The 22001-nt window shown below is 61.3% G+C and carries 16 protein-coding genes and 4 tRNA genes; 9 read left to right on the forward strand and 11 right to left on the reverse strand.

Features of this window, described 5'->3' with window-relative positions; all coding sequences use genetic code 11:
* Positions 1-430 precede the first annotated feature (430 nt).
* Complete coding sequence (locus MOP87_RS15180) at positions 431-1195, reverse strand: FKBP-type peptidyl-prolyl cis-trans isomerase (protein ID WP_027915778.1); 765 nt, start codon at positions 1193-1195, stop codon at positions 431-433.
* A 324-nt stretch (positions 1196-1519) separates the two neighbouring features.
* Here MOP87_RS15180 and map point away from each other — a divergent pair, with 324 nt between their 5' ends.
* Positions 1520-2320: a type I methionyl aminopeptidase gene (gene map, locus MOP87_RS15185; protein ID WP_242809762.1), complete on the forward strand. Its 801-nt coding sequence runs from the start codon at positions 1520-1522 to the stop codon at positions 2318-2320.
* Between the two features lie 98 nt (positions 2321-2418).
* Here map and MOP87_RS15190 read toward each other — a convergent pair.
* The 4 genes from MOP87_RS15190 to MOP87_RS15205 form a co-directional block, all read right to left on the reverse strand.
* A tRNA-Asp gene (locus tag MOP87_RS15190) sits at positions 2419-2495 on the reverse strand.
* 13 nt (positions 2496-2508) lie between these two features.
* A tRNA-Val gene (locus MOP87_RS15195) sits at positions 2509-2584 on the reverse strand.
* Positions 2585-2754: 170 nt separating this feature from the next.
* A tRNA-Asp gene (locus tag MOP87_RS15200) sits at positions 2755-2831 on the reverse strand.
* Positions 2832-2844: 13 nt separating this feature from the next.
* Positions 2845-2920, reverse strand: a tRNA-Val gene (locus tag MOP87_RS15205).
* Between the two features lie 215 nt (positions 2921-3135).
* Here MOP87_RS15205 and rdgC point away from each other — a divergent pair.
* From rdgC to sugE, 3 genes are all read left to right on the forward strand, one after another.
* Entirely contained in the window at positions 3136-4056 is a 921-nt protein-coding gene (gene rdgC / locus MOP87_RS15210) for a recombination-associated protein RdgC (protein WP_027915776.1), read from the forward strand.
* Positions 4057-4169: 113 nt separating this feature from the next.
* Complete coding sequence (locus MOP87_RS15215) at positions 4170-5135, forward strand: bile acid:sodium symporter family protein (protein WP_242809764.1); 966 nt, start codon at positions 4170-4172, stop codon at positions 5133-5135.
* 133 nt (positions 5136-5268) lie between these two features.
* Positions 5269-5586: a quaternary ammonium compound efflux SMR transporter SugE gene (gene sugE / locus MOP87_RS15220; protein WP_023533912.1), complete on the forward strand. Its 318-nt coding sequence runs from the start codon at positions 5269-5271 to the stop codon at positions 5584-5586.
* Positions 5587-5610: 24 nt separating this feature from the next.
* Here sugE and MOP87_RS15225 read toward each other — a convergent pair whose 3' ends face one another.
* Positions 5611-7488 carry a 1-acyl-sn-glycerol-3-phosphate acyltransferase gene (locus MOP87_RS15225; protein WP_027915774.1) on the reverse strand — a complete coding sequence of 626 codons (1878 nt, stop codon included), beginning with the start codon at positions 7486-7488 and terminating at the stop codon, positions 5611-5613.
* Positions 7489-7643: 155 nt separating this feature from the next.
* On the opposite strand from MOP87_RS15225, the gene bglX reads away from it, so the two are divergent.
* Positions 7644-9941, forward strand: coding sequence for a beta-glucosidase BglX (gene bglX / locus MOP87_RS15230; RefSeq protein WP_232097786.1), 2298 nt, complete (start codon positions 7644-7646; stop codon positions 9939-9941).
* Between the two features lie 71 nt (positions 9942-10012).
* On the opposite strand, the gene MOP87_RS15235 is transcribed toward bglX, so the two are convergent.
* The 3 genes from MOP87_RS15235 to MOP87_RS15245 all read right to left on the reverse strand — a co-directional run bounded on the left by MOP87_RS15235 (position 10013) and on the right by MOP87_RS15245 (position 12992).
* A complete protein-coding gene (locus MOP87_RS15235; RefSeq protein ID WP_145281018.1) occupies positions 10013-10846 on the reverse strand; it encodes an amidohydrolase family protein in 834 nt (277 codons plus the stop codon).
* 21 nt (positions 10847-10867) lie between these two features.
* On the reverse strand, positions 10868-12136 hold the full coding sequence (locus MOP87_RS15240; RefSeq protein WP_242809766.1) for an MFS transporter: 1269 nt from the start codon (positions 12134-12136) through the stop codon (positions 10868-10870).
* 124 nt (positions 12137-12260) lie between these two features.
* Positions 12261-12992 carry a GntR family transcriptional regulator gene (locus MOP87_RS15245; protein ID WP_027915770.1) on the reverse strand — a complete coding sequence of 244 codons (732 nt, stop codon included), beginning with the start codon at positions 12990-12992 and terminating at the stop codon, positions 12261-12263.
* Positions 12993-13227: 235 nt separating this feature from the next.
* Between MOP87_RS15245 and MOP87_RS15250 the strand changes: the two genes are divergently transcribed.
* Entirely contained in the window at positions 13228-16701 is a 3474-nt protein-coding gene (locus MOP87_RS15250) for a hybrid sensor histidine kinase/response regulator (RefSeq protein WP_197874727.1), read from the forward strand.
* Here MOP87_RS15250 and rmuC read toward each other — a convergent pair.
* Together rmuC and MOP87_RS15260 are read right to left on the reverse strand one after the other, a co-directional pair.
* Positions 16673-18043, reverse strand: a complete 1371-nt coding sequence (gene rmuC / locus MOP87_RS15255) for a DNA recombination protein RmuC (RefSeq protein WP_197874738.1) — start codon at positions 18041-18043, stop codon at positions 16673-16675. The two genes, MOP87_RS15250 and rmuC, sit on opposite strands and share 29 nt — an antisense overlap.
* Positions 18044-18245: 202 nt before the next feature.
* On the reverse strand, positions 18246-18662 hold the full coding sequence (locus MOP87_RS15260; protein WP_197874726.1) for a sel1 repeat family protein: 417 nt from the start codon (positions 18660-18662) through the stop codon (positions 18246-18248).
* 939 nt (positions 18663-19601) lie between these two features.
* Between MOP87_RS15260 and MOP87_RS15265 the strand changes: the two genes are divergently transcribed.
* From MOP87_RS15265 to MOP87_RS15275, 3 genes are all read left to right on the forward strand, one after another.
* Positions 19602-19826, forward strand: coding sequence for a hypothetical protein (locus MOP87_RS15265; protein WP_027915766.1), 225 nt, complete (start codon positions 19602-19604; stop codon positions 19824-19826).
* Positions 19827-20075: 249 nt separating this feature from the next.
* Positions 20076-20558: a hypothetical protein gene (locus MOP87_RS15270; RefSeq protein ID WP_110607519.1), complete on the forward strand. Its 483-nt coding sequence runs from the start codon at positions 20076-20078 to the stop codon at positions 20556-20558.
* Positions 20559-20702: 144 nt separating this feature from the next.
* Positions 20703-21968, forward strand: a complete 1266-nt coding sequence (locus MOP87_RS15275; RefSeq protein ID WP_023533893.1) for an outer membrane protein transport protein — start codon at positions 20703-20705, stop codon at positions 21966-21968.
* Positions 21969-22001: the final 33 nt, after the last annotated feature.

Here is a 22001-nt window from a genome sequence, read left to right on the forward strand (position 1 = left end):
ACGTTTCCGAGCCCGCTGGCCCATAAACAGGGCACCGGACAAGATCGGGCATTTTTTACACAGCGGTTACAGAGCACTGCGCGGGCCCGCCCTAGGACAGTTATTTCAGACGCAGCTTACACCCAGCGCCTGTCCTTGTTCGGACCATGGGCGCCAGAGCAGGTTCGAACGGGATGCCCAAATGCGAACGTCCTGTAAGGCAGCTCCGCCACAGGTTCAGCACGGCTCTGAATGTCATCAGATACCCGTGTAGGCGGAGTACGCTGTACCCGCGCAGTTACGGCCTTGCCGGGGCTGCGGATCGGCCGCGCAGCCTCCCCAGGATTTAGCTTTGCCGCAGATACTATTAGGGCCGCATAGCGGCCCCAATGGTATCAAGTGAACCGAACGCTCCGTGATGACAGCGCGCTCGTTTCAATCGAAACACGCCTTACTTGGCAGGTGCTTCAGCCGGTGCGTCGGCAGGCGCTTCGGCCTCAGGCTCACCACCTTGCAGCTGCGCTGGGTCCTTGATCGCGATCAGTTCCAGGTCAAACACCAGAACCGAATTGGCTGGGATCAACGGGCTCGGGCTCTGGGCGCCGTAGGCCAGGTCAGCAGGGATGAACAACTTGTACTTCTCGCCAACGTGCATCAATTGCAACGCTTCGACCCAACCTGGGATCACGCCGCTGACCGGCAGGTCGATCGGGCTGCCGCGCTCGACGGAGCTGTCGAAGACCTTGCCGTCGATCAACTTGCCTTCATAGTGAACGGTCACCACGTCGGTTGGCTTGGGCTGCGGGCCATCGGCCTTCTTGACAACTTCGTACTGCAGACCCGAGGCGGTGGTCACCACGCCTTGCTTCTTGCCGTTTTCTTCAAGGAACTTCTTGCCCGCAGTGGCCGCCTCTTCGCTGGCCTTGGCCAGGCGTTCTTCGGAACGCTTCTGCAAGGCAGTGAAGGCTTCTACCAGTTCTTCGTCCTTCAGGCGCTGCTCTTTCTTGCCAACGGCGTCCTCGATACCCAGCGCTACCGCCTTGGAATCGAGGTCGTCCATGCCTTCCTGCGCCAGGCTCTTGCCCATGTTCAGGCCAATGCCGTAGGAAGCTTTCTGCGCAGGCGTCTTCAGTTCGGGGCTGCTGGCCTGCTGATCACAACCAGCCAGTACCAGGCCTACCAGGGCAACCGCAGCCGCCAAACGATGCTGTTTCATGCTAATTCCTTGTTCATGCGCCATAAGGGCAATCAGGGTAGAGGCCGCGAGCTTAGCAGGCGGCCCTCACCAATGGCTACCGGCATAGGAGCGGGTTTGAGTAAGTAAGTTCAGCAAGTGAATCGTTATTCATCAACCAGGTAACAGCTTCATGCCATGACCTGACAGATCCCCCGCGCCAGCGCTAAAGTCATGTTTAAAACAGCAGGTACCGACAAAGAAATCATCCACGATCAAGTGACGCATCGGTGCTCGACGGTGGCATGTGGGTATGCGGTGGGTCTATGCTTTGAGGCATTCTAGCTGGAGTGATTATTCGCGTTTATGTCCAAGGTCATCATCAAATCCTCCGCCGAGCTCGACCTGATGCGCCGCGCAGGCCAACTGCTGGCACAGGTGTTCGCCGAACTCGACAGTTTCATCCGTCCAGGCATCACCACCCTGCAGATCAATGACCACGCAGAAGACTTCATCGTCCAGGCCCTTCGGGCAAGACCGGCCAGCAAAGGCCAGTACGGCTTCCCCTATGCGCTCAATACCTCGGTCGATCATGTGGTGTGCCATGGCATGCCTGACGCCGATGAAGTACTCAAAGAAGGTTCGATCGTCAACGTCGACATCACGCTGGAACAAGGCGGTTACATTGCTGACTCTTCTAAAATGTACGCCATCGGGCAGATCGATGATGAAGCCCGGCGCCTGATCGACACCACCTATGCGGCGCTGTGGAAAGGCATCGAGCAAGTACGACCTGGGGCCACCCTGGGTGACATTGGCCATGCCGTGCAGGCGCATGCCGAGGCCGCAGGCTACAGCGTGGTCCGAGAGTATTGTGGGCATGGCATTGGCCAGCAGATGCATGAAGCGCCAGAGGTGCTGCATGTCGGTCAGCGCGGCATGGGCATGAAGCTCAAGCCAGGCATGGTGTTCACCATCGAGCCCATGATCAACCAGGGCGGGCGCGGCACCCGCACGCTCAAGGATGGCTGGAGCGTGGTGACACGTGACGGCAGCCTGTCAGCGCAATGGGAGCACACGGTGGCCGTGACGGACGAAGGGTTCGAGGTACTGACCCTGCGGGCCGAGGAGCGCCCAGGCCTCAATGGCCAGGCGGCCCGGGCCTGAAAGGCGACTATAAAACTGAAATGCAGGCATAAAAAAAGCGACCCTAGGGTCGCTTTCTTATTGCTTCAGGGTGTTCAGTGGGCCCTTGAAGCTGAATATGGCGCAGCGGACGGGACTCGAACCCGCGACCCCCGGCGTGACAGGCCGGTATTCTAACCGACTGAACTACCGCTGCGCTATACATCGAGTGGTGGGTGATGACGGGATCGAACCGCCGACCCTCTGCTTGTAAGGCAGATGCTCTCCCGGCTGAGCTAATCACCCATGTCTCTCGGTGTGGCGCGCATTCTACGGACAACTTTCAATGCTGGCAAGCACTTATGGCTTTTTTTTATACCCTGCACGTTCGCATGAAATTCAAGGCATAAAAAAAGCGACCCTAAGGTCGCTTTCTCGTTGCTTCAGGGTGTTCAGTGGGCCCTTGAAGCTGAATATGGCGCAGCGGACGGGACTCGAACCCGCGACCCCCGGCGTGACAGGCCGGTATTCTAACCGACTGAACTACCGCTGCGCTATACATCGAGTGGTGGGTGATGACGGGATCGAACCGCCGACCCTCTGCTTGTAAGGCAGATGCTCTCCCGGCTGAGCTAATCACCCTTCGTCTCGGTGTGGGGCGCATTCTACGGACGGCCCTGCCCCCTGGCAAGCACTTTCTTTCACTTTATTTCGAAAAAAGTACAGATCTTTCAACGACCTAGCGTAACGGCCCGATTTCGTCCGGTTTGTGCACTGCTGGCCCTCTGACAGGGTTGGCCTTCCGGGGCTGGTAGGAGAATAATGCCCGCCTTATGCATTAATGAGAGACTTCCCCGATGTGGTTCAAGAACCTGCTGACCTACCGCCTGACCCAGGACGTGCCCTTCGAGCCTGAAGCCCTGGAGGCTGCCCTGGCCAGCAAGCCAGCCCGTCCGTGCGCCAGCCAGGAGCTGACCACCTACGGTTTCGTCGCCCCGTTCGGCAAGGGCGAAGATGCCCCGCTGGTGCACGTCAGTGGCGATTACCTGCTGATCGCTGCACGCAAGGAAGAACGTATTCTGCCCAGCAGCGTGGTCAATGACGCGGTCAAGGAAAAGGTCGAAGAGATCGAGACCGAACAGATGCGCAAGGTCTACAAGAAGGAGCGTGACCAGATCAAGGACGAGATCATTCAGGCCTTCCTGCCTCGCGCCTTCATTCGCCGCTCGATGATCTTCGCTGCCATCGCCCCGCGCCTGGGGGTGATTCTGGTCAACTCGGCCAGCGCCAAACGCGCCGAAGACCTGCTGTCCACGCTGCGCGAAGTGATGGGCTCGCTGCCCGTGCGGCCGGCCACCGTCAAGATCGCCCCGGTGGCCACCATGACCGACTGGGTCAAATCCCAGAATGCCGCCGAAGGCTTCTATGTGCTGGACGAATGCGAGCTGCGCGACACGGCCGAAGATGGCGGCATTGTGCGCTGCAAGCGCCAGGACCTGACTGGCGAGGAAATCCAGCTGCACCTGAGTACCGGCAAGGTCGTGACCCAACTCGCCCTGGCCTGGCAGGACAAACTGTCGTTCGTGCTGGACGACAAGATGGTCATCAAGCGCCTGAAATTCGAGGAACTGCTGCAGGAGCAGGCCGAGCAGGATGGCGGTGACGAGGCCGCGCAGCAGTTCGACGCCAGCTTCCAGCTGATGATGATGACATTTGCAGAGTTCCTGCCCGTGCTCTTCGAAGCTTTGGGCGGCGAAGAAATCCCGCAAGGGGTGTGAGCCCGCTGCGGGTTGGCAGTACCCACGACACTTGAGTGCGGCACCGTTGCCGCACTTGACCCCCTGCCTGCAGCGACAATGCCCGGGCATGCAGTCGAACTGGAGATAACCCCATGCGCGCCCTCGCCGCCTTGAGTCGATTCGTCGGCAACACCTTTGCCTTGTGGGTATTGGTGTTCGCCGTGCTGGCCTTCCTGCAACCGCAATGGTTCATTGGGTTGAAGGTGGCCATCGTGCCCTTGCTGGGGCTGGTGATGTTCGGAATGGGCCTTACCCTCAAGCTCGACGACTTCGCTGCCCTGGCCCGCCAACCCTGGCGGGTCATGCTGGGGGTGGTCGCGCATTTCGTGATCATGCCGGGCATGGCCTGGCTGCTGTGCCAGCTCTTCGAGCTACCGCCGCAGATCGCCGTGGGCGTGATCCTGGTCGGCTGCTGCCCGAGCGGTACGGCCTCGAACGTGATGGTGTGGCTGTCGCGCGGCGACCTCGCGCTGGCCGTGGCCATCGCAGGCGTCACCACGCTGCTGGCGCCACTGCTGACCCCTGCGCTGATCTGGGTCCTGGCGTCGGCCTGGCTTCCGGTGTCCTTCATGGATATGTTCTGGTCGATCCTGCAGCTGGTCATGCTCCCGATCGTACTCGGCGTGCTGGCCCAACGCCTGCTGGGTGAGCGCGTGCAGACCGCAGTTCAGGTTTTGCCACTGGTATCGGTGGTGAGCATCGTACTGATCGTATGCGCCGTGGTGGCCGCCAGCCAGGCGAAAATCGCCGAGTCGGGGCTGTTGATCATGGCGGTGGTCATGTTGCACAACAGCTTCGGTTATTTGCTGGGGTACATCACCGGCAAGCTGTGCAAACTGCCCTTGGCCCAGCGCAAGTCGCTGGCGCTGGAGGTCGGCATGCAGAACTCCGGGCTAGGAGCAGCCCTTGCCGCTGCGCACTTCTCGCCCCTGGCGGCCGTGCCCAGTGCGCTGTTCAGCGTGTGGCACAATATTTCCGGGGCGCTGCTTTCCACCTGGTTCCGGCGGCTGGAGGACACCTCCTCCGACGTCGAGGGCGCAAAACGTGTCAGACGCTGACAGGCGATTGGCCCGCAGGCTTGCCCGGCAGACCGTAGATGTGCACCATGGGCTCACGGTGAGGACGACCTCACGACGCCCAGCGTGATCATCCAGGGGACGGCCCCATCACTTGCAACGATGGAGACGCATCATGTCCTGGATCATCCTGTTCTTCGCCGGCCTGTTCGAAGTCGGCTGGGCCGTTGGCCTCAAGTATACCGACGGTTTCAGCAAGCCTCTGCCCACCGCGCTGACGGTTGCCGCCATGGCCGTCAGTCTCGGCCTGCTGGGCCTGGCGATGAAAGAGCTGCCGCTGGGGACGGCCTATGCCATCTGGACCGGCGTCGGCGCGGTGGGCACCGTGATCGCCGGCATCATCCTGTTCGGTGAGTCCATGGCGTTGGTTCGACTGGTCAGCGTGGCACTGATCGTATGCGGCCTGATCGGCCTCAAGGTCAGCGCCAGCTGATACCGGTCAGCTGGCCAGGTTTGCTCAGCGAATGCCTGCGCGCAGGCCAATGACCTGCTCGCGCAGCCGCTCTGGTAGCGCCTCCTGTGCAGGGATGGCGCTGCCTGCCACGACGGTCACCCGGGACCACATTCTTCTGAAAAACCCTTTGGCCGGGTCGCGACTGAAGAAACTGCCCCACAGCCCTTGCAGCGCCAGGGGAATCACCGGCACCGGCGTCTGTTCAAGGATATGGCTCAAGCCGCCCTTGAACACGTCGACCTCACCATCCCCTGTCAGCTTGCCCTCGGGAAAGATGCACACAAGCTCGCCGTCAGCCAGGTAACGGGCAATGCGGGTGAAGGCGCGTTCGTACGTCGCCAGGTCCTCGCTGCGTCCGGCAATCGGAATGGCGCCTGCGGTGCGAAACACGAAGTTGAGCACGGGCAGGTTGTAGATCTTGTAGTACATGACGAAACGAATGGGACGGCGTATCGCGCCAGCGAGCAACAAGGCATCGACGAACGACACGTGGTTGCACACCAGCAATGCCGCGCCTTCGTCGGGAATGTGCTGCAGCCCCTGGTGCTTGACGCGGTACATCGAGTGACTGAGCAGCCAGATGAGAAACCGCATGGTGAATTCAGGCACGATGCTGAAAATGTAGGCGTTGACGGCGATGTTCAGCAGCGAGACGACCAAAAACAGCTGCGGGATGTCCAGCCCAGCCACGCCCAGCAGCACCATGGTCAACAGGGCCGATACCACCATGAACAATGCATTGAGGATGTTGTTGGCAGCGATCACCCGCGCGCGCTCGTCTACGGCGGTGCGTGCCTGAATCAATGCGTACAGCGGCACGATATAGAAACCGCCAAACACCCCGAGCCCGACGATGGACAGCAGAATCCACCACGCCTGGCTCAGGCCCAGCAGGTCGAGCCAGTCATGGGCGCTGGCAGCGCTGGGCACATCCCCGGAATGCCACCACCATAGCAGGCCGAACACGGTCAGGCCAAAGGAGCCGAACGGCACCAGCCCGATCTCCACCTTGCGCCCGCTCAGTCGCTCACACAACAAGGAACCCAGGGCGATGCCCACCGAGAACAGCGTCAGCACCAGGGTGACCACGGTGCCATCGCCGTGCAGCCAGTCCTTGGCATAGGCCGGGATCTGGGTCAGGTAGATGGCGCCGACGAACCAGAACCAGGAGTTGCCGACGATCGAGCGCGATACCGCAGGCGGCTGGGCAAGGCCCATGCGCAGGATAGTCCACGACTGCCTGAAGATGTTCCAGTCCAGCTTCATGTGGGGTGAGGCAGCGGCGGCACGGGGAATCCAGCGGCTGGCCAGGTAGCCCAGTACGGCAGTGCCCACTACGCCACCGGCTACCACCGCGGCATAGCGTTCGGTCGACATCATCACCCCGGCGCCGATGGTGCCGGCGAGGATAGCCAGGAAGGTGCCCGTCTCCACCAGCCCATTGCCGCCTACCAGCTCTTGCTCACGCAGCGCTTGGGGCAGGATCGAGTACTTCACCGGCCCGAACAGCGCCGAATGGGTACCCATGCCGAACAAGGCCACCAGCATGAGGGCCAGGTGATTGGTCGCAAACCCCAGCGCGCCGATCGACATGATGCCGATCTCCGCCAGCTTGATCACACGAATGAGCGCGTCCTTGGGAAATTTCTCCCCGAACTGTCCACCCAGCGCCGAAAAAAGAAAGAACGGCAGGATGAACAGCAAGGCACACAGATTGACCCAGATGGATCGGTCACCGTCCCCAAGGCTCAGCTTGAACAGGATGGCCAGGATCAGCGACTGCTTGAACAGGTTGTCGTTGAACGCACCGAGCGACTGAGTAATGAAAAAAGGCAGGAAGCGCCGCTTGCCGAGCAAGGTGAATTGCGAGGAATGACTCATCGTCCTTGGTCCTGGGTGAAGCCGCGAGGGCACGGGTGAAGGAAGGTCGTGGGGATTGCACAGATATCGGGGATAGGCAACTGGTAGATCTGCGAGTAGCGAGCTTGATCACTCAGGTGGCAATGTCAGGGAAATTCGCCCAGGAAGTCAATGGAATGACCCCTCCCCGCAAGCGAGCAACCCGCTCACCTGCACTCACGGCCATGTTGATGCTTTGCGCAGCGATAGGGCCTGTCACCGCCCTGGCTAACAAGCCTGACGCGCAGCAAAAGACGTTCATCGACAATTTGCTCTCGCAGATGACCTTGCAGGAAAAGATCGGACAGTTGCGAATGGAATATGCCGCTCAAGGTGATGCGCCTCAAGACATGAACACAGCCATCGCAGCCGGGAATGTGGGGGCGATGTTCACCCACCCGGCTGCCAACAGTACGGATTTGCGCAGGCTACAGGCCATGGCGGTCGAGCGTAGCCGGCTGGGTATCCCGCTGTTCTTTGCAGGTGATGTAATCCATGGACGTCGCACCATTTTTCCCATCAACTTGGGTCAGGCGTCCAGCTGGGACCTGCGCGCGGTGGAAAAAAGTGCACGCGTTGCAGCAATCGAGGCGACCAACGATGGCTTGGACATGACCTTCGCTCCCGTCTTGGATGTCAGTCGCGACCCGCGGTGGGGACGCATCTCCGAAGGCTACGGCGAAGACACGCACCTGGCCTCGCGCATGGGTGAGGCTGCCATCCGCGGTTTGCAACGACCGCATCTGGCAGCACCGGACAGCCTGATGGTTTGTATCAAGCATTTTGCCGGTTATGGAGCGGTTGAGGGAGGGCGCGACTACAACACGGCTGACATGAGCGAACAACGCCTTCATCAGGATTACCTGCCCCCCTTCAAGGCTGCCATCGAAGCCAAGGCCGGTGCCGTGATGACTGCACTGTCCAGCCTTAATGGCATCCCTGCAACGGCCAACGGCTGGCTCTTGAAAGACCTGCTTCGCACACAGTGGCAGTTCAAAGGCTTAGTCATCAGCGACCACGGCGCAGTGGCAGAGCTGATAGACCATGGCGTGGCCCGTGATGGCACCCAGGCGGCCAAGGCAGCGCTGACCGCTGGCACACAAATGAGCATGAGCGACCGTCATTACCGTGACCAGCTGGCTGGCTTGATCAAGCAAGGACAGGTCAGCGAAGCCGAGCTGGACGGCGCGGTTCGCCAGGTGCTCACAACCAAGTACGAATTGGGCCTGTTTGATGCCCCTTATCAGCGCCTGGGTGCCGACGCCGCTAGCGAGCAGATCGGACAGCATCGTGCCCAAGCGCGGGATATGGCGCGCCGCTCCTTGGTGCTGCTGAAAAACCGAAACCGCACGCTGCCGCTGCATAAAAGCATGAATATCGCCTTGATCGGCCCATTGGCCGATAACGCGGCAGACATGCTTGGCAGTTGGTATGCCAATGGCAGACCCGAGGAGGTGGTCACGCTTCGCTCCGGCATGCATCAGGCTCAGGCGGGCAAGGGTCGATTGCGCTATGCCAAAGGGGCCAACATCATTGACGATCCATCGGCCCTGATGCTTCTTGCGGACAAACACGTCGACATCGATCCAAGCCCTCCCGCAGCGATGCTCAAGCAGGCCCTGGCGGTGGCTCGGCAAGCCGATGTAATCGTCGCGGTGCTTGGCGAGGCGCGCGGCATGTCCCATGAGGGTGCGAGCAGGACCGAGCTGGGTCTACCCGGCGGACAACGTGCGCTGCTCAAGGCATTGAGCGATACCGGCATTCCAGTGGTACTGGTTTTGATGAATGGCCGCCCGCTTGCCCTCGACGACGAAACCAAGTGGGCCGATGCCGTACTGGAAACCTGGTATAGCGGGAGCGAGGGGGGTAATGCCATCGCTGATGTGCTGTTTGGCGACTACAACCCCTCCGGGAAACTCCCAGTGACGTTCGTGCGCAACGTCGGCCAGATCCCCCTGTATTACAACCATCTGAACACCGGCAGGCCGTTCGACGCCATCAACCCCGCACCTTACCGGTCGCGCCACTTCGACGTCGATGACACCCCTCTTTTTCCTTTTGGCTTCGGGCTGAGCTACACCCAGTTCGATGTCTCAGCCCCACGCTTGTCCACCGACCGTCTGCGTCCGGGTGAGCGCTTGAAGGTTCGAGTCACTGTTACCAATCAGGGACCGTTGGCGGGCGAAACAACCGTGCAACTCTATCTTCGGGACCTGAGCGCCTCTGTCAGTCGGCCCGTCAAAGAACTCAAAGGCTTCCAGAACATCTTCCTGGAGCCTGGTGCTGCCAGAGACCTGACGCTGGAGATTGCACCCACCGCGCTAGCATTCGTGGACCGTAACCTGCAATGGGTGACCGAGCCCGGTGACTTCGAAGTGATGGTCGGACTGGACTCGCACCACGTCAAAACAGCCACATTCGAACGCCTGCCGTGACTGCTTGCCCCGACGACCCCGCTACAGGATCGCTATAGGTTGACCGAAGCCTTGCGTACCCATTCTTTGACTCAATTGAAACGGTACAAGTCCTTGGCCGTCTCCAGCAACAGCGCCTTGCGCAACTCGCTGGAGCAGCCTAGGGCCTGCAATTGCTCGAGCGCCTGGCCATAACTCATCGTGCGTTCGTGCTGCGTATGCGGCCAATCGCTGCCCCACATCAGGCGCTCGGCCCCATAGTGCGCTTCCAGCGCGCCCAGCGCCTGGCGGGCGAACAGCTCGTTCTGCTCGGGCGAGCCTTCCAGGCGGTAGATACCGGAAACCTTCACCCAGACATTGCCCTGCCCGCCCAGGGTCAATAGGTCGGCGAAGCCTGCCTGCCCCAGCCCGCTGCGCGCATCGGGCCTTCCCAGATGGTCGATGACGATATCCAGCCCGTACGGTTGCAGCGCCCGCACCAGGGTGGGAATGTCCGCCAGTTGTCGATGCAGTTCGACGTGCCAGCCCAGTTCGGCCATGCACGCGAAACGATGGCGCCACTGCGGGGCCGCAAGGTCCGGCAGTGGTTGCCCCATCAGGTTCAGGCGCACGCCTCTGACCCCAAGCTGGTCCATCTGTATGAGGGTTTGGCGCGCAACGTCCGGCTCAAGCATCACCACCCCCCGCAGGCGCCCCTGAGCGGCTTGCAGGGCACCCAGCAGATAGCCATTGTCGGTCCCCAGGAAACTGGGCTGCACCAGAACGCCGTGACTGAAACCGTGCGCCTGCAACTGGCTGAGGTAATCCGCCAACGGTGCATCGTACGCGGGGGCATAACGGCGCTCGCGCGCCAATGTCAGCCCTTGACTGAACACGTGGGCATGGCTGTCGATGGCAATCATGGATGAAGCAGGGTTGTGAGGCATGTCTTTGATCTTTCGGTCAGGTTACTGGGCGGCCACACCGGGCGCTTGCGGGGCAGGCTCGAGGTTGCGGCCGCGCGTTTCAGGCAGGCACAGTGCAGCGATCACCGCCACGCCGTAGGCGATGCCGGCATCAATGCCGATGGCGGTACCCAGCGACATGGATTCGCTCATGTGCCCGACCAGGAAGGGGAAGACCGCCGAGAGCACACGGCCAAAGTTGTAGCAGAAGCCAACCCCCGCTCCCCGCACATCGGCAGGATACAGCTCGTTGAAGAAGGCGCCGAGGCTTGCTGGAATGCCGGCTGCGAAGAAGCCCAGCGGGAAACCCAGGAACAGCATCTGCGTATTGCTCAACGGGAAGAAGACATAGGCCTGAACCGTCAGCACGCAGCACAGCGCAAACAGCAGGATGTTGCGACGCCTGCCGATGCGATCGATCAACAACCCGCTGACCACGCAGCCACACCAGAACGCAAAGATGATCACCGCCAGGTAGCCACCGGAATTGAGCACCGACAAGTTGCGTTCGGTCTTAAGGAAAGTCGGCAGCCAGGTCATCACCGCGTGGTAGCCACCATGCGCCCCCAGGCCCAGCAAGCCGCCCAGCAACGTGACGCGCAGCAATTCAGGGCGAAAGATCCCCGCCATCGAGGCGAAGAAACCCTGGGGAATGGCGTTCTGTTTCTGCAGGCGTTGAAAGCTGTCCGGTTCTGGAACGTTGCGACGCACCCAGATGATCAGCAGCGACGGCAACAGGCCCACGAAGAACATCACGCGCCAGGCGAATTCCTGCGGCACCAGCGAATAGATCAAGGTGAACAACGCTACCGCCAGGCCCCACCCTACCGCCCAGGCGCTTTGCACCGTACCCACGACCTTGCCGCGGTACTTGGGGTTGATGGTCTCGGCCATCAGCACGGCCCCGGCCGCCCACTCCCCACCAATGCCAAAGCCTTGCATGGCCTTGACGAACAGCAGTGGATAGAAGCCTGTGACGAAAGCCGAGAGGAATGTGAAGCAGGAGAACCACAGGATCATCCACTGCAAGGTGCGCACGCGGCCGTACCGATCCGACAGGGTTCCGCCAAGCCAGCCGCCGATCGCCGAGGTCACCAGGGTCAGGCCACTGATCAGGCCCGCATCGCCTTTGGACAGCGAGAAAGCCGCGATCAGCGCGGGAATGGCCAGGCCGAACATCTGCACTTCCAGCGCATCGAGCGACCAGCCCCCAAAACAGGCCCAGAAGGTCTTGCGTTCGCGCGATGTAATTTGGCGGTACCAGCTGAACATGATTCTTATCCTTTTAAGGGTGAAGGGTACGCTGGGTTGCCCTCAACGCAGACAACCGAGCAGGCGAAGCCACTGCGCCCTGGTGACGGGGCGCAGGCAGGTAAAGAAGTTTGAAACGGCGCGGTCAGCGAATATCGATGCGGTAGCGGAAGTGCTGCGCGTGTCCCCGCGACCGGCGCCACTCCAGGGGTTTGCCGGCGTAGTCACGGGCCAGCCGTTCGATCACCACAATAGGGCTGCCGGCCGGTACCTGCAGAAGGCGCCCATGCACTTCATCCACGGCCTCGGCAGTCAGGGCTTCTTCGGCGGCTGCGACCACTTGCCCACACAGCTGTTCGTAGATCGGGTAGAGCAATGGGCCCTTGTTATCCAGATCAGTCTCCAGCAGCAACTGGAACGGCTGGCGGGGCAGCCAGATGTCCTCGGCCAGCACGGGCTGGGCATCGAGCAGACGAAGCCGCTGCAGATGGATCACATCGGCCCCGGGTACGAGCCCCAAGGCCTGAGCCACGGCAGACGGTGCCGCCACGGCGTTCATGCTCAGGATGCGACTCATCGGCACGACGCGCTCGCCGTTGACAGCTTCGAAGCGGAAGAAGCGAAACAGCGAGGATTGGAACTGTGGACGGCGGATGAAGGTACCTCGCCCCTGCTGGCGCTCAAGCACGCCTTCGGCGACCAGCGCATCGATGGCCTTGCGCACCGTGCCCACCGACAGGTCGAATTCACTCGCCAATGCAGCCTCGGTGGGGATCGCCTCACCCGGGTGCCAGCGGTTGTTGGCGATCTGCGCTACCAGATGGTCGCGTAGCTGTTGATAGCGTGGCAGTCGTGTGTCGCTGGCGAGTGGAAGCATGGCTGTATTCTCGTCTTGTTATATAGACATCTATATGAATTTTTCGAGAGTATTTGCTTCCAGGCATCGCCTGTCAATCCTCCACCCGTCTGCTGGGCCCCGCACGAGCCTGCAATTTGGGTGCGTCACGCTGCGACCACCTGCCACTGCGACCATCGTCTGCGCTGACGGCGCGCCACCTGTCGTGCCAGACTGGCTGACCGGGCCTCGTTATCCATTTAGCTTCGGAGTCACCATGTCGTTGTCCAGCGGGCTGATCGCCGCGGTCGCCCTGGCCTATATGGCCGTCATGTTCGCCATCGCATTCTATGGCGACCGGCGCAGCACCCCTTTGCCGCCCAAATTGCGTGCCTGGGTGTACAGCCTGTCGCTGGCGGTGTATTGCACCAGCTGGACGTTCTTCGGCGCGGTCGGACAAGCGGCCGAGCAGCTGTGGGCATTCCTGCCGATCTACCTGGGGCCGGTATTGCTTCTGGTCTTCGCACCCTGGGTGGTGCAGAAGATGGTGCTGATCAGCAAACAGCAGAACATCACTTCCATTGCCGACTTCATCGCTGCCCGTTACGGCAAATCCCAGACGCTGGCCGTGGTCGTGGCTCTGATCTGCCTGGTGGGCGTGCTGCCCTACATCGCCCTGCAGCTCAAAGGCATCGTGCTGGGCGTCAATCTGTTGATCGGCGCCAGTGCAGACGCCACCGGCACGCGCGTACAGGACACTGCGCTGGTGGTGTCGCTGGTGCTGGCGCTGTTCGCCATCGTATTCGGCACGCGCAGCCTGGACGTCACCGAGCACCACCGGGGCATGGTGCTGGCGATCGCGTTCGAGTCGTTGATCAAGCTGTTGGCGTTTCTGGCCGTGGGGATCTTCGTCGTCTTCAACCTGTACGATGGGTTCGATGACCTGTTCACCCAGGCGCGCCAGTCCATCGAGCTGCACGATTACTGGACAGAGACCATCAACTGGCCGTCGATGGTGGTCCAGACGGCTGTCGCCATGATGGCCATCATCTGCCTGCCTCGGCAGTTCCACGTGACCGTGGTGGAAAACATCGAGCCACAGGACATGCGCCTGGCACGCTGGGTGTTCCCGATGTACCTGGCCCTGGCTGCACTGTTCGTGGTGCCCATCGCCCTGGCGGGGCAGATGTTGCTGCCAGGGACGGTGATGTCGGACTCGTTCGTGATCAGCCTTCCCCTGGCCGAGGCCCACCCCAGCCTGGCGCTGCTGGCATTCATCGGTGGCGCGTCAGCGGCTACCGGCATGGTCATCGTAGAAGCGGTCGCGTTGTCGACCATGGTGTCCAACGACATGCTGCTGCCCTGGTTGCTACGTCGCAACAACGCCGAGCGACCGTTCGAGGTGTTCCGGCACTGGATGCTTTCGGTCCGGCGGGTCACCATCGTGGTCATCCTGCTGCTGGCGTACGTCAGCTACCGCCTGCTGGGTTCTACGGCCAGCCTGGCGACCATCGGCCAGATCGCGTTTGCTGCCGTGACCCAACTGACGCCCGCCATGCTCGGGGCGCTGTACTGGAAACAGGCCAACCGCCGGGGTGTATTCGCAGGTCTGGCGGCGGGCATCTTCCTGTGGTTCTACACCCTGGTGCTGCCCATCGCCGCCCACAGCCTGGGCTGGTCGTTGCAGGTATTCCCAGGGTTGGCGTGGTTGCACGGCAACCCCCTGAATCTGCCGATCAGCCCGCTGACCCAAGGCGTGGTGCTGTCGCTTGCCGGCAACTTCACCCTGTTTGCCTGGGTCTCGCTGCTGTCGCGTACCCGCGTGTCCGAGCACTGGCAAGCGGGCCGCTTCATTGGCCAGCAGACCAGCGCCCGCCCCAGCAGCAAGCCCTTGCTGGCGGTGCAGATAGACGACCTGCTGACCTTGGCATCGCGTTTCGTGGGTGAGGAGCGCGCGCGCCAGAGCTTCATCCGTTTCGCCTACCGCCAGGGCAAGGGCTTCAACCCCAACCAAAACGCCGACGGTGACTGGATCGAGCACACCGAGCGGTTGTTGGCCGGTGTCCTGGGCAGTTCGTCTACCCGTGCAGTGGTCAAGGCAGCGATCGAAGGCCGCGACATGCAGCTCGAAGACGTGGTGCGCATCGCCGATGAAGCGAGCGAAGTGCTGCAGTTCAACCGGGCACTGCTGCAGGGCGCCATCGAAAACATCAACCAGGGCATCAGCGTGGTCGACCAGAACCTGCATCTGGTGGCCTGGAACCGGCGTTACCTTGAGCTGTTCAATTACCCGGACGGGCTGATCAGCGTGGGACGGCCCATTGCCGACATCATTCGCTACAACGCCGAGCGCGGCCTGTGCGGCCCAGGGGAGGCCCAGGTGCACGTAGCCCGGCGTCTGCACTGGATGCGCCAGGGCCGGGCCCACTCGTCCGAGCGGCTGTTCCCCAATGGGCGCGTGATCGAGTTGATCGGCAACCCGATGCCCGGTGGCGGTTTCGTGATGAGCTTTACCGACATCACGCCGTTCCGCGAAGCCGAGCAAGCGCTGCGCCATGCCAACGAAAGCCTTGAGCAACGCGTGGCAGAGCGCACCTACGAGCTGTCGCAACTGAACCAGGCGCTGACCGAAGCCAAGAGCCATGCCGAAGCGGTCAGCCAGTCCAAGACTCGCTTTTTGGCTGCGGTCAGCCACGACCTGATGCAGCCTCTGAACGCCGCCAGGTTGTTTTCAGCGGCCTTGTCGCAGCAAGCCGAAGGCATGACCGAGGAAGCCCGGCAACTGGTTCAGCACATGGACACTTCACTGCGTTCGGCCGAAGAACTGATCAGCGACCTGCTGGACATCTCGCGCCTGGAAAACGGCAAGATCACCCCTGACGCCAAGCCATTTGCCTTGAACGAGCTGTTCGACACCCTTGGGGCGGAATTCAAGGTGCTGGCGGCAGAGAAAGGCCTGGCGTTCCGCCTGCGCGGCAGCCGCCTGCGGGTCAACAGTGACATGAAGCTGCTGCGCCGCGTGCTGCAAAACTTCCTGACCAACGCCCTGCGCTATGGCAAGAGCCCGATCCTGCTGGGTGCCCGCCGCCAGGGCGAGCGCCTGTGGCTGGAAGTCTGGGACAGGGGCCCTGGCATCGCCGACGACAAGCTGCACGTGATCTTCCAGGAGTTCAAACGCCTGGACAGCCATCAGACCCGCGCCGAAAAAGGCCTGGGCCTGGGCCTGGCGATCGCGGACGGACTGTGCCGAGTCCTGGGCCACACACTGGAGGTACGTTCCTGGCCAGGCAAGGGCACCGTGTTCCGTGTGAGCGTGCCGATCTCTCTACAACCAGCCCCTATCACTTCGGCGGTGGAGCAGCGCAGCGAGCCGCTGGCCGGGCTGCAGGTGTTGTGCGTGGACAACGAAGACAGCATCCTGATTGGCATGAACAGCCTGCTCAGCCGCTGGGGCTGTCAGGTGTGGACCGCACGCAGCCGCAGCGAGTGCGAGGCCCTGCTGGCCGAGGGCATGCGCCCACACCTGGCCTTGGTGGACTATCACCTGGATGAAGGCGACACCGGCACGCGCCTGATGGGCTGGCTACGCACCCGATTGGGCGAACCGGTGCCCGGGGTGGTCATCAGCGCCGACGGCAGCAAGGAAACCATCGCTCTGGTGCACGCCGCAGGCCTGGACTATTTGCCCAAGCCGGTCAAGCCGGCTGCATTGCGGGCCCTGCTCAACCGTCATCTGAGCCTGGTGCAGTAACTGCCTGGTCGGGCACTTCATCGGCGAAGGCGCGTTCGAGCAAGTCGGGCGACAGGCTTTTGCTGGCCCGGGCGCCGAGCAGCTTGAGCTGCTCGCTGCGACTGACGAGATTGCCGCGCCCTTCGCACAGTTTGTTACGTGCTGCCGCATAGGCCTTGTCCACCTGTTGCAGGCGGCTGCCCAGCTCATCCAGGTCCTGGATGAACAACACGAACTTGTCGTATAGCCACCCGGCACGTTCGGCGATTTCCCGGGCGTTCTGGCCTTGGCGTTCCTGCTTCCACAAGCTGTCTATCACCCGCAAGGTGGCCAGCAAGGTGGTGGGGCTGACGATGACGATTTGCCGGTCGAAGGCTTCCTGGAACAGGTTGGGCTCGGCCTGCAGTGCCGCCGAGAACGCGGCCTCGATGGGCACGAACAACAGTACGAAATCCAGGCTGTGCAGGCCTTCGAGGCGGCTGTAGTCCTTGCTCGACAGGCCCTTGACGTGACTGCGCAGCGACTGGACGTGCTGCTTGAGCGCCGCCTCGTCGTTGCCTGACACGAACTGCTGATACGCCGTCAGGCTGACCTTGGCATCGACCACCACCTGCTTATTGCCCGGCAACATGATCAGCACATCTGGCTGGAAGCGCTCACCGTCAGCGCTCTTGAGGCTCACCTGCGTCTGGTACTCCCTACCCTTCTCCAGCCCTGCGTGTTCGAGCACGCGCTCCAGGATCAGCTCGCCCCAATTACCCTGGGTTTTCTGCCCCTTGAGCGCCTGGGTGAGGTTGGTCGCTTCATCGGACAGACGCAGGTTGAGTTGCTGCAGGCGCTCGAGTTCCTTGCCCAGCGAAAAACGCTCGCGGGCCTCCTGCTGGTAACTTTCCTCGACACGCTTTTCAAACGCCTGGATACGCTCTTTCAATGGGTCGAGCAGTTGGCCAAGGTGCTGCTGGCTGGTTTGAGCAAAGCGCTGCTCACGCTCATCGAAGATCTTGGTGGCCATGTCGGCAAACTGGGCGCGCAGCGTATCGCGGGCCTCCTGCAGGTCTTCGAGACGCTGCTGGTGGCTTTCCTGCTGTTCTCGCAGCTCGGCTTCGAGGCGTGCGGCCTGGGACTCCAGACGGCGCTGCTCGGCCTCGCGAGTCGCGCGTTCCAGGTTCCAGGCGTGAGCGGCATCACGGGCGTTGTCTCGCTCGATCTGCAGCAGCTCCAGCTCTCGGCCTTGGGCTGCCAGTTGCGTCTGCTTGAGGGTATTGGCTTCGCTGAGATCACTGACTTCATCACGGCTGGCCTCGAGCTGCGCCTGCAAACCGGCATGGGCCAGCTGCGCTGCGTTCAGACGCTCTTCAAGCAAAGCACGCTCGCCATGCCGTGCTGCATGCCGACGCTGAAGCTGCATGACCCACACCAGGCACGGCACCGCGCCCGCCACCAAGCCCAGCAGAATGCTGGCCAGATCCACTGTCATGCCTACCCCGGTCACTGTCTGGCAAATTCGCTGAAGCTTAACAGCCTGACCGGCAGGTTGCCCGTGCCGCCGTCACCTGCAGGGGTCGTCAGTGCCCAAACCACTGACGCAGCAATCGACGGGCCTCATGGGACCCCTTCCCGGCCGCCAATTCCAGCCAGCTGCGGGCCTGCTCGGGCGAAGACGCCCGGCACGCCCGGGCATACTCCACTTGGGCACGACAATCGCCAGCGCGTGCGGCCTGGCGTAGCAGGTCATGGCCGATACGCCGATCACGGGCGCTGCCACAATCGCGGCAAAGCATCTGCCCCAGGCGGCTTTGAGCCACCACCACACCCTCGCGGGCTGGGCGCTTGAGCAACCGCCCAGCCAAGTGCTTGACCTGAGGCTTGTCACCCAGACGCGAATTGTCGAGTAGCCACAGGGCAACCTTTAGGGTGAACCGTCCGGAACGCTCTGCAGACGAGGACATGGGGCTGGCAAGTTGTTTACTGCGAGACTTCATGAGCGGCAGGTCAGGCAAATCGAAAAGCGCGCCACTCTACCGGTTTTCGACGTGCGGGCCTAACCCTGAGGATTTTTTTTATAAAAATTTCATGTGATTGTTTCTTGACGTTTGCAAGACGATGGATGGTCATTCGAACTGGTCTGATTCTTGGCGAGACCCGAGGCAGCTTGGCGCCAACCCCGCACTAGAGCAAGCGGCGGCGACAATCCACAGTTCCTGTGGATAAGTCGGTGGACAACACCCTATTCCCCCCCGCCAAGCCCCGAATTACGGGGGCTGCTGTCAAACTGACGATTTTTTCACCAACGAAAAATAGTGTTTTTTTTCATTGACTTAACTGGCTAGTCAAGTCATTGGCGACTGGAGCGAAAGGTGGGACAGGTTTGATACACGTCCTCCTTTCGGTGTGAACAAACATCAACCGCGCATCCTTTCGTATGTGAGCAAGGCGGCCAGGACACCCTTCGAGCACGCTCGGCCCCTTCCCACCGCCGGCATTAAGCGCCATACTGCTCGGCTACCCACGCACAATCAGGGCTTGCCTTCACCGAAAGGCTCAGGTAGGATGCGCCTCGTTAGTACCAAGCTGAAAGTCAATTCTGGCCCACAGTGTCCTTGCAGACTCGCTCTCCCAATAGCGCGCTGCTGAAACCAGGACCGGCCCTTTCGATGATTCGCCCGCAGCCGATACGCTGCCGCGACATCCATCACGAGTCCAATTGATCAGGATCCCGCGCGAAGGCCTAGAACCTTGGCTCCGCGTGCTGCCTGCCCTCTGAAGTACCTACCAGTCAGCCCAAGCGCCCACCATTGATTGCGCTCCCTCTGGCTGCTTTGTTCCAGCAGGTTCTCTCGTCCCTTAATAAAGACGTCACTGGAACGTTTCTATGATGCACGGATCTACTCCCCGTGTTTAATGCAGGAACCTCCAATAATATGCAAACTCAACATCAAATCCAGGCTGCAATCGGTACCCTTTCCCAGGCGTTCTCGCCGTTGAAATGCTTGCTCGTCGCACCCCGCAAAGGCAGCTTCAGCTTTACGCTGGTGGACGAACACGGTATCGCCTGCCATACCGAACGCCTGTACCACGAGCAGTACAGCCGCAGCGAACCGCTGCAGGCCGTCATCGCCCGTACCCGCCAGTCACTCACCGCGTGAGCGGTGAATGCTGCGGCATTCACCCATCAGATACACCCCCTCCCAGCTTGCCTGCACAAATCCAGCGTAATTGCCTTCGGGTATATCGCTCGGCTTGTCAGGCAGCAATCGATTTAAAAACAGCCTTTTACGTCACCCTTATCACACTACACTTCAACTCGAGCGGTGCACGCCGCTTCCGGCGGGCCTGACCGTTCACACAGCTGCCAAGCGCCTGCGCCCGCCGGTCCCTTACTGCTCGGGGGCACCATGGGTATTGCGGCCAAAGAACTACGTCAGCATGTCATCAGGCCCACACTGATCTACCTTGACCGTCACTGCGCCAGCGCCGAAGTGTTGTTGCTCGGCATCGCTGCCTGCCAGTCGGCTTTGGGATCGGCGCTGCACGGCAGACGCGGGCATGGCCTCTTTCGCATAGATGATCAGCGTCATCGGGCGCTCTGGGACGACTACCTGGCACGCGATCCAGACTTGGCCAGCCGTGTACGCGGCCTGGCCAGCCAACATGCCTTCCTGGGCGGACCCGACCTGGAACTCACCGTCAACCTGCGCTACGCCACTGCCATTGCCTGGCTGCTTGTGGAGGCCCAGGTGGTGACCTTGCCTGCCGTGGACGACCGGATGGGCCAGGCGCGTATCTGGCGGCAGATTTTCAACCCTCAGGGTCGCTTGCGAGACTTCACCGAAGCCTGGCAAGCCTGCATTGGTCAGAAACTGCCAGTAGCTTCTTGAGACGGTTCTTACAGACTCAACTGAGAAAAGGAATTTTAGTCGGATTGTCCTACAAAACCGCTCTATCTCCTGCGATTGCGCCTATAGCGCGACGCGTGATTTGTTGGTAGCTTTTCGCCTCGGAGATCCCAAGGAGTTCTAATAATGAAAAAAGTAATGCTCAAAACCTCCCTTGGCGTTGCTGTTGCGCTCGCATCGAGCCAACTGTTCGCCAGCGGCTTCGCGTTGAACGAACAAAGCGTCAGCAGCATGGGGACAGGTTTCGCGGGACGTTCCTCTTCTGCCGAGGATGCCAGCACCGTATACGGCAACCCGGCCGGCATGTCCCGCCTCAAGCGCCAGCAGGTCACCGTCGGTGGCGCAGCGGTCATCGCCAAAACCGATATCTCGGGGCCTGGCAGCAACCTTGGGGGGGAAACTGACGGTGACATGGTACCGGTCGTCGGCGTACCCATGGGTTACTACGTCAAGCCCATCGACGACCACTGGACCGTCGGCTTCGGTGTCTACGTGCCCTTCGGTCTGGTGACCGATTACGGCAGTGACGACGCGGCGCGCTATTGGGGCAAGAAAAGTCACGTGGAAGTGGTGACGTTCCAGCCTACCGTCAGCTATGCCTTCAATGACAAGGTATCGATCGGCTTCGGCCCGACCTTCAACCGGATCAAGGGCGAACTGGGTTCCAACCTGATCAACCCGGCCACCCCTGGGCGCAACGACGGTGAAGTCAAGATCAAGGGTGACGACACGGCAGTCGGCTACAACATCGGCCTGATGGTGCAAGCCACCGATCGCACGCGCATCGGCCTGACCTATCACTCCATGGTCGACTACAAGCTCGAGGGCAAGACCAAGGTCAACACCCCGCTGATCGGGCCATTCAACGGCAGCAAGTTCGATGCCTCGCTCAAGATCAAGACGCCGGAGTCGGTTGACCTGTCGGTCACGCATGAACTCGACGACCAATGGACGCTGTACGCTGGCAGCACCTGGACGCGCTGGAGCCGCCTGAAGGACATCACTGTACAGAACGATGTCCCGCGCCCATTGATCGGCTCTGCCTTCCAGACCATTTCGGAAGAACAGAACTGGCATGACACCTGGGCCCACGCCGTGGGTGCGTCGTACAAGGTCAACAAGGAGTGGGTGCTGCGCACCGGCTTCACGGTCGACCAATCGCCGACCAACAACCAGGACCGTTCGCCGCGCATCCCCACGGGCGATCGCAAGATCTTCAGCCTGGGCGCCGGCTGGAGCCCGAGCGAGGACATGACCATCGACGTGGCGTACTCCTACCTGTGGGAAGAAGACACCAAGGTCAATCAGGTCAGCGCCACCAAGGGCGCCTACCGTGCCAAGTACGAGAACAGCGCGCACGGTGTAGGGGCATCGCTCACTTACCGCTTCTGATCGTTACCGTTATCTTAAAAAACCGCCTTGTGG

It is taken from the genome of Pseudomonas sp. I3-I5, from assembly GCF_022699445.1.
Lineage (GTDB): Bacteria > Pseudomonadota > Gammaproteobacteria > Pseudomonadales > Pseudomonadaceae > Aquipseudomonas > Aquipseudomonas fulva.

Coding starts and splice junctions, on each gene's coding strand:
- MOP87_RS15180 (WP_027915778.1), bottom strand. CDS start 1,195: ATGAAACAGCATCGTTTGGCGGCTGCGGTTGCCCTGGTAGGCCTGGTA.
- MOP87_RS15225 (WP_027915774.1), bottom strand. CDS start 7,488: ATGAGTCATTCCTCGCAATTCACCTTGCTCGGCAAGCGGCGCTTCCTG.
- MOP87_RS15215 (WP_242809764.1), top strand. CDS start 4,170: ATGCGCGCCCTCGCCGCCTTGAGTCGATTCGTCGGCAACACCTTTGCC.
- bglX (WP_232097786.1), top strand. CDS start 7,644: ATGACCCCTCCCCGCAAGCGAGCAACCCGCTCACCTGCACTCACGGCC.
- sugE (WP_023533912.1), top strand. CDS start 5,269: ATGTCCTGGATCATCCTGTTCTTCGCCGGCCTGTTCGAAGTCGGCTGG.
- MOP87_RS15250 (WP_197874727.1), top strand. CDS start 13,228: ATGTCGTTGTCCAGCGGGCTGATCGCCGCGGTCGCCCTGGCCTATATG.
- MOP87_RS15270 (WP_110607519.1), top strand. CDS start 20,076: ATGGGTATTGCGGCCAAAGAACTACGTCAGCATGTCATCAGGCCCACA.
- MOP87_RS15265 (WP_027915766.1), top strand. CDS start 19,602: ATGCAAACTCAACATCAAATCCAGGCTGCAATCGGTACCCTTTCCCAG.
- MOP87_RS15245 (WP_027915770.1), bottom strand. CDS start 12,992: ATGCTTCCACTCGCCAGCGACACACGACTGCCACGCTATCAACAGCTA.
- MOP87_RS15240 (WP_242809766.1), bottom strand. CDS start 12,136: ATGTTCAGCTGGTACCGCCAAATTACATCGCGCGAACGCAAGACCTTC.
- map (WP_242809762.1), top strand. CDS start 1,520: ATGTCCAAGGTCATCATCAAATCCTCCGCCGAGCTCGACCTGATGCGC.
- MOP87_RS15235 (WP_145281018.1), bottom strand. CDS start 10,846: ATGCCTCACAACCCTGCTTCATCCATGATTGCCATCGACAGCCATGCC.
- MOP87_RS15260 (WP_197874726.1), bottom strand. CDS start 18,662: ATGAAGTCTCGCAGTAAACAACTTGCCAGCCCCATGTCCTCGTCTGCA.
- MOP87_RS15275 (WP_023533893.1), top strand. CDS start 20,703: ATGAAAAAAGTAATGCTCAAAACCTCCCTTGGCGTTGCTGTTGCGCTC.
- rdgC (WP_027915776.1), top strand. CDS start 3,136: ATGTGGTTCAAGAACCTGCTGACCTACCGCCTGACCCAGGACGTGCCC.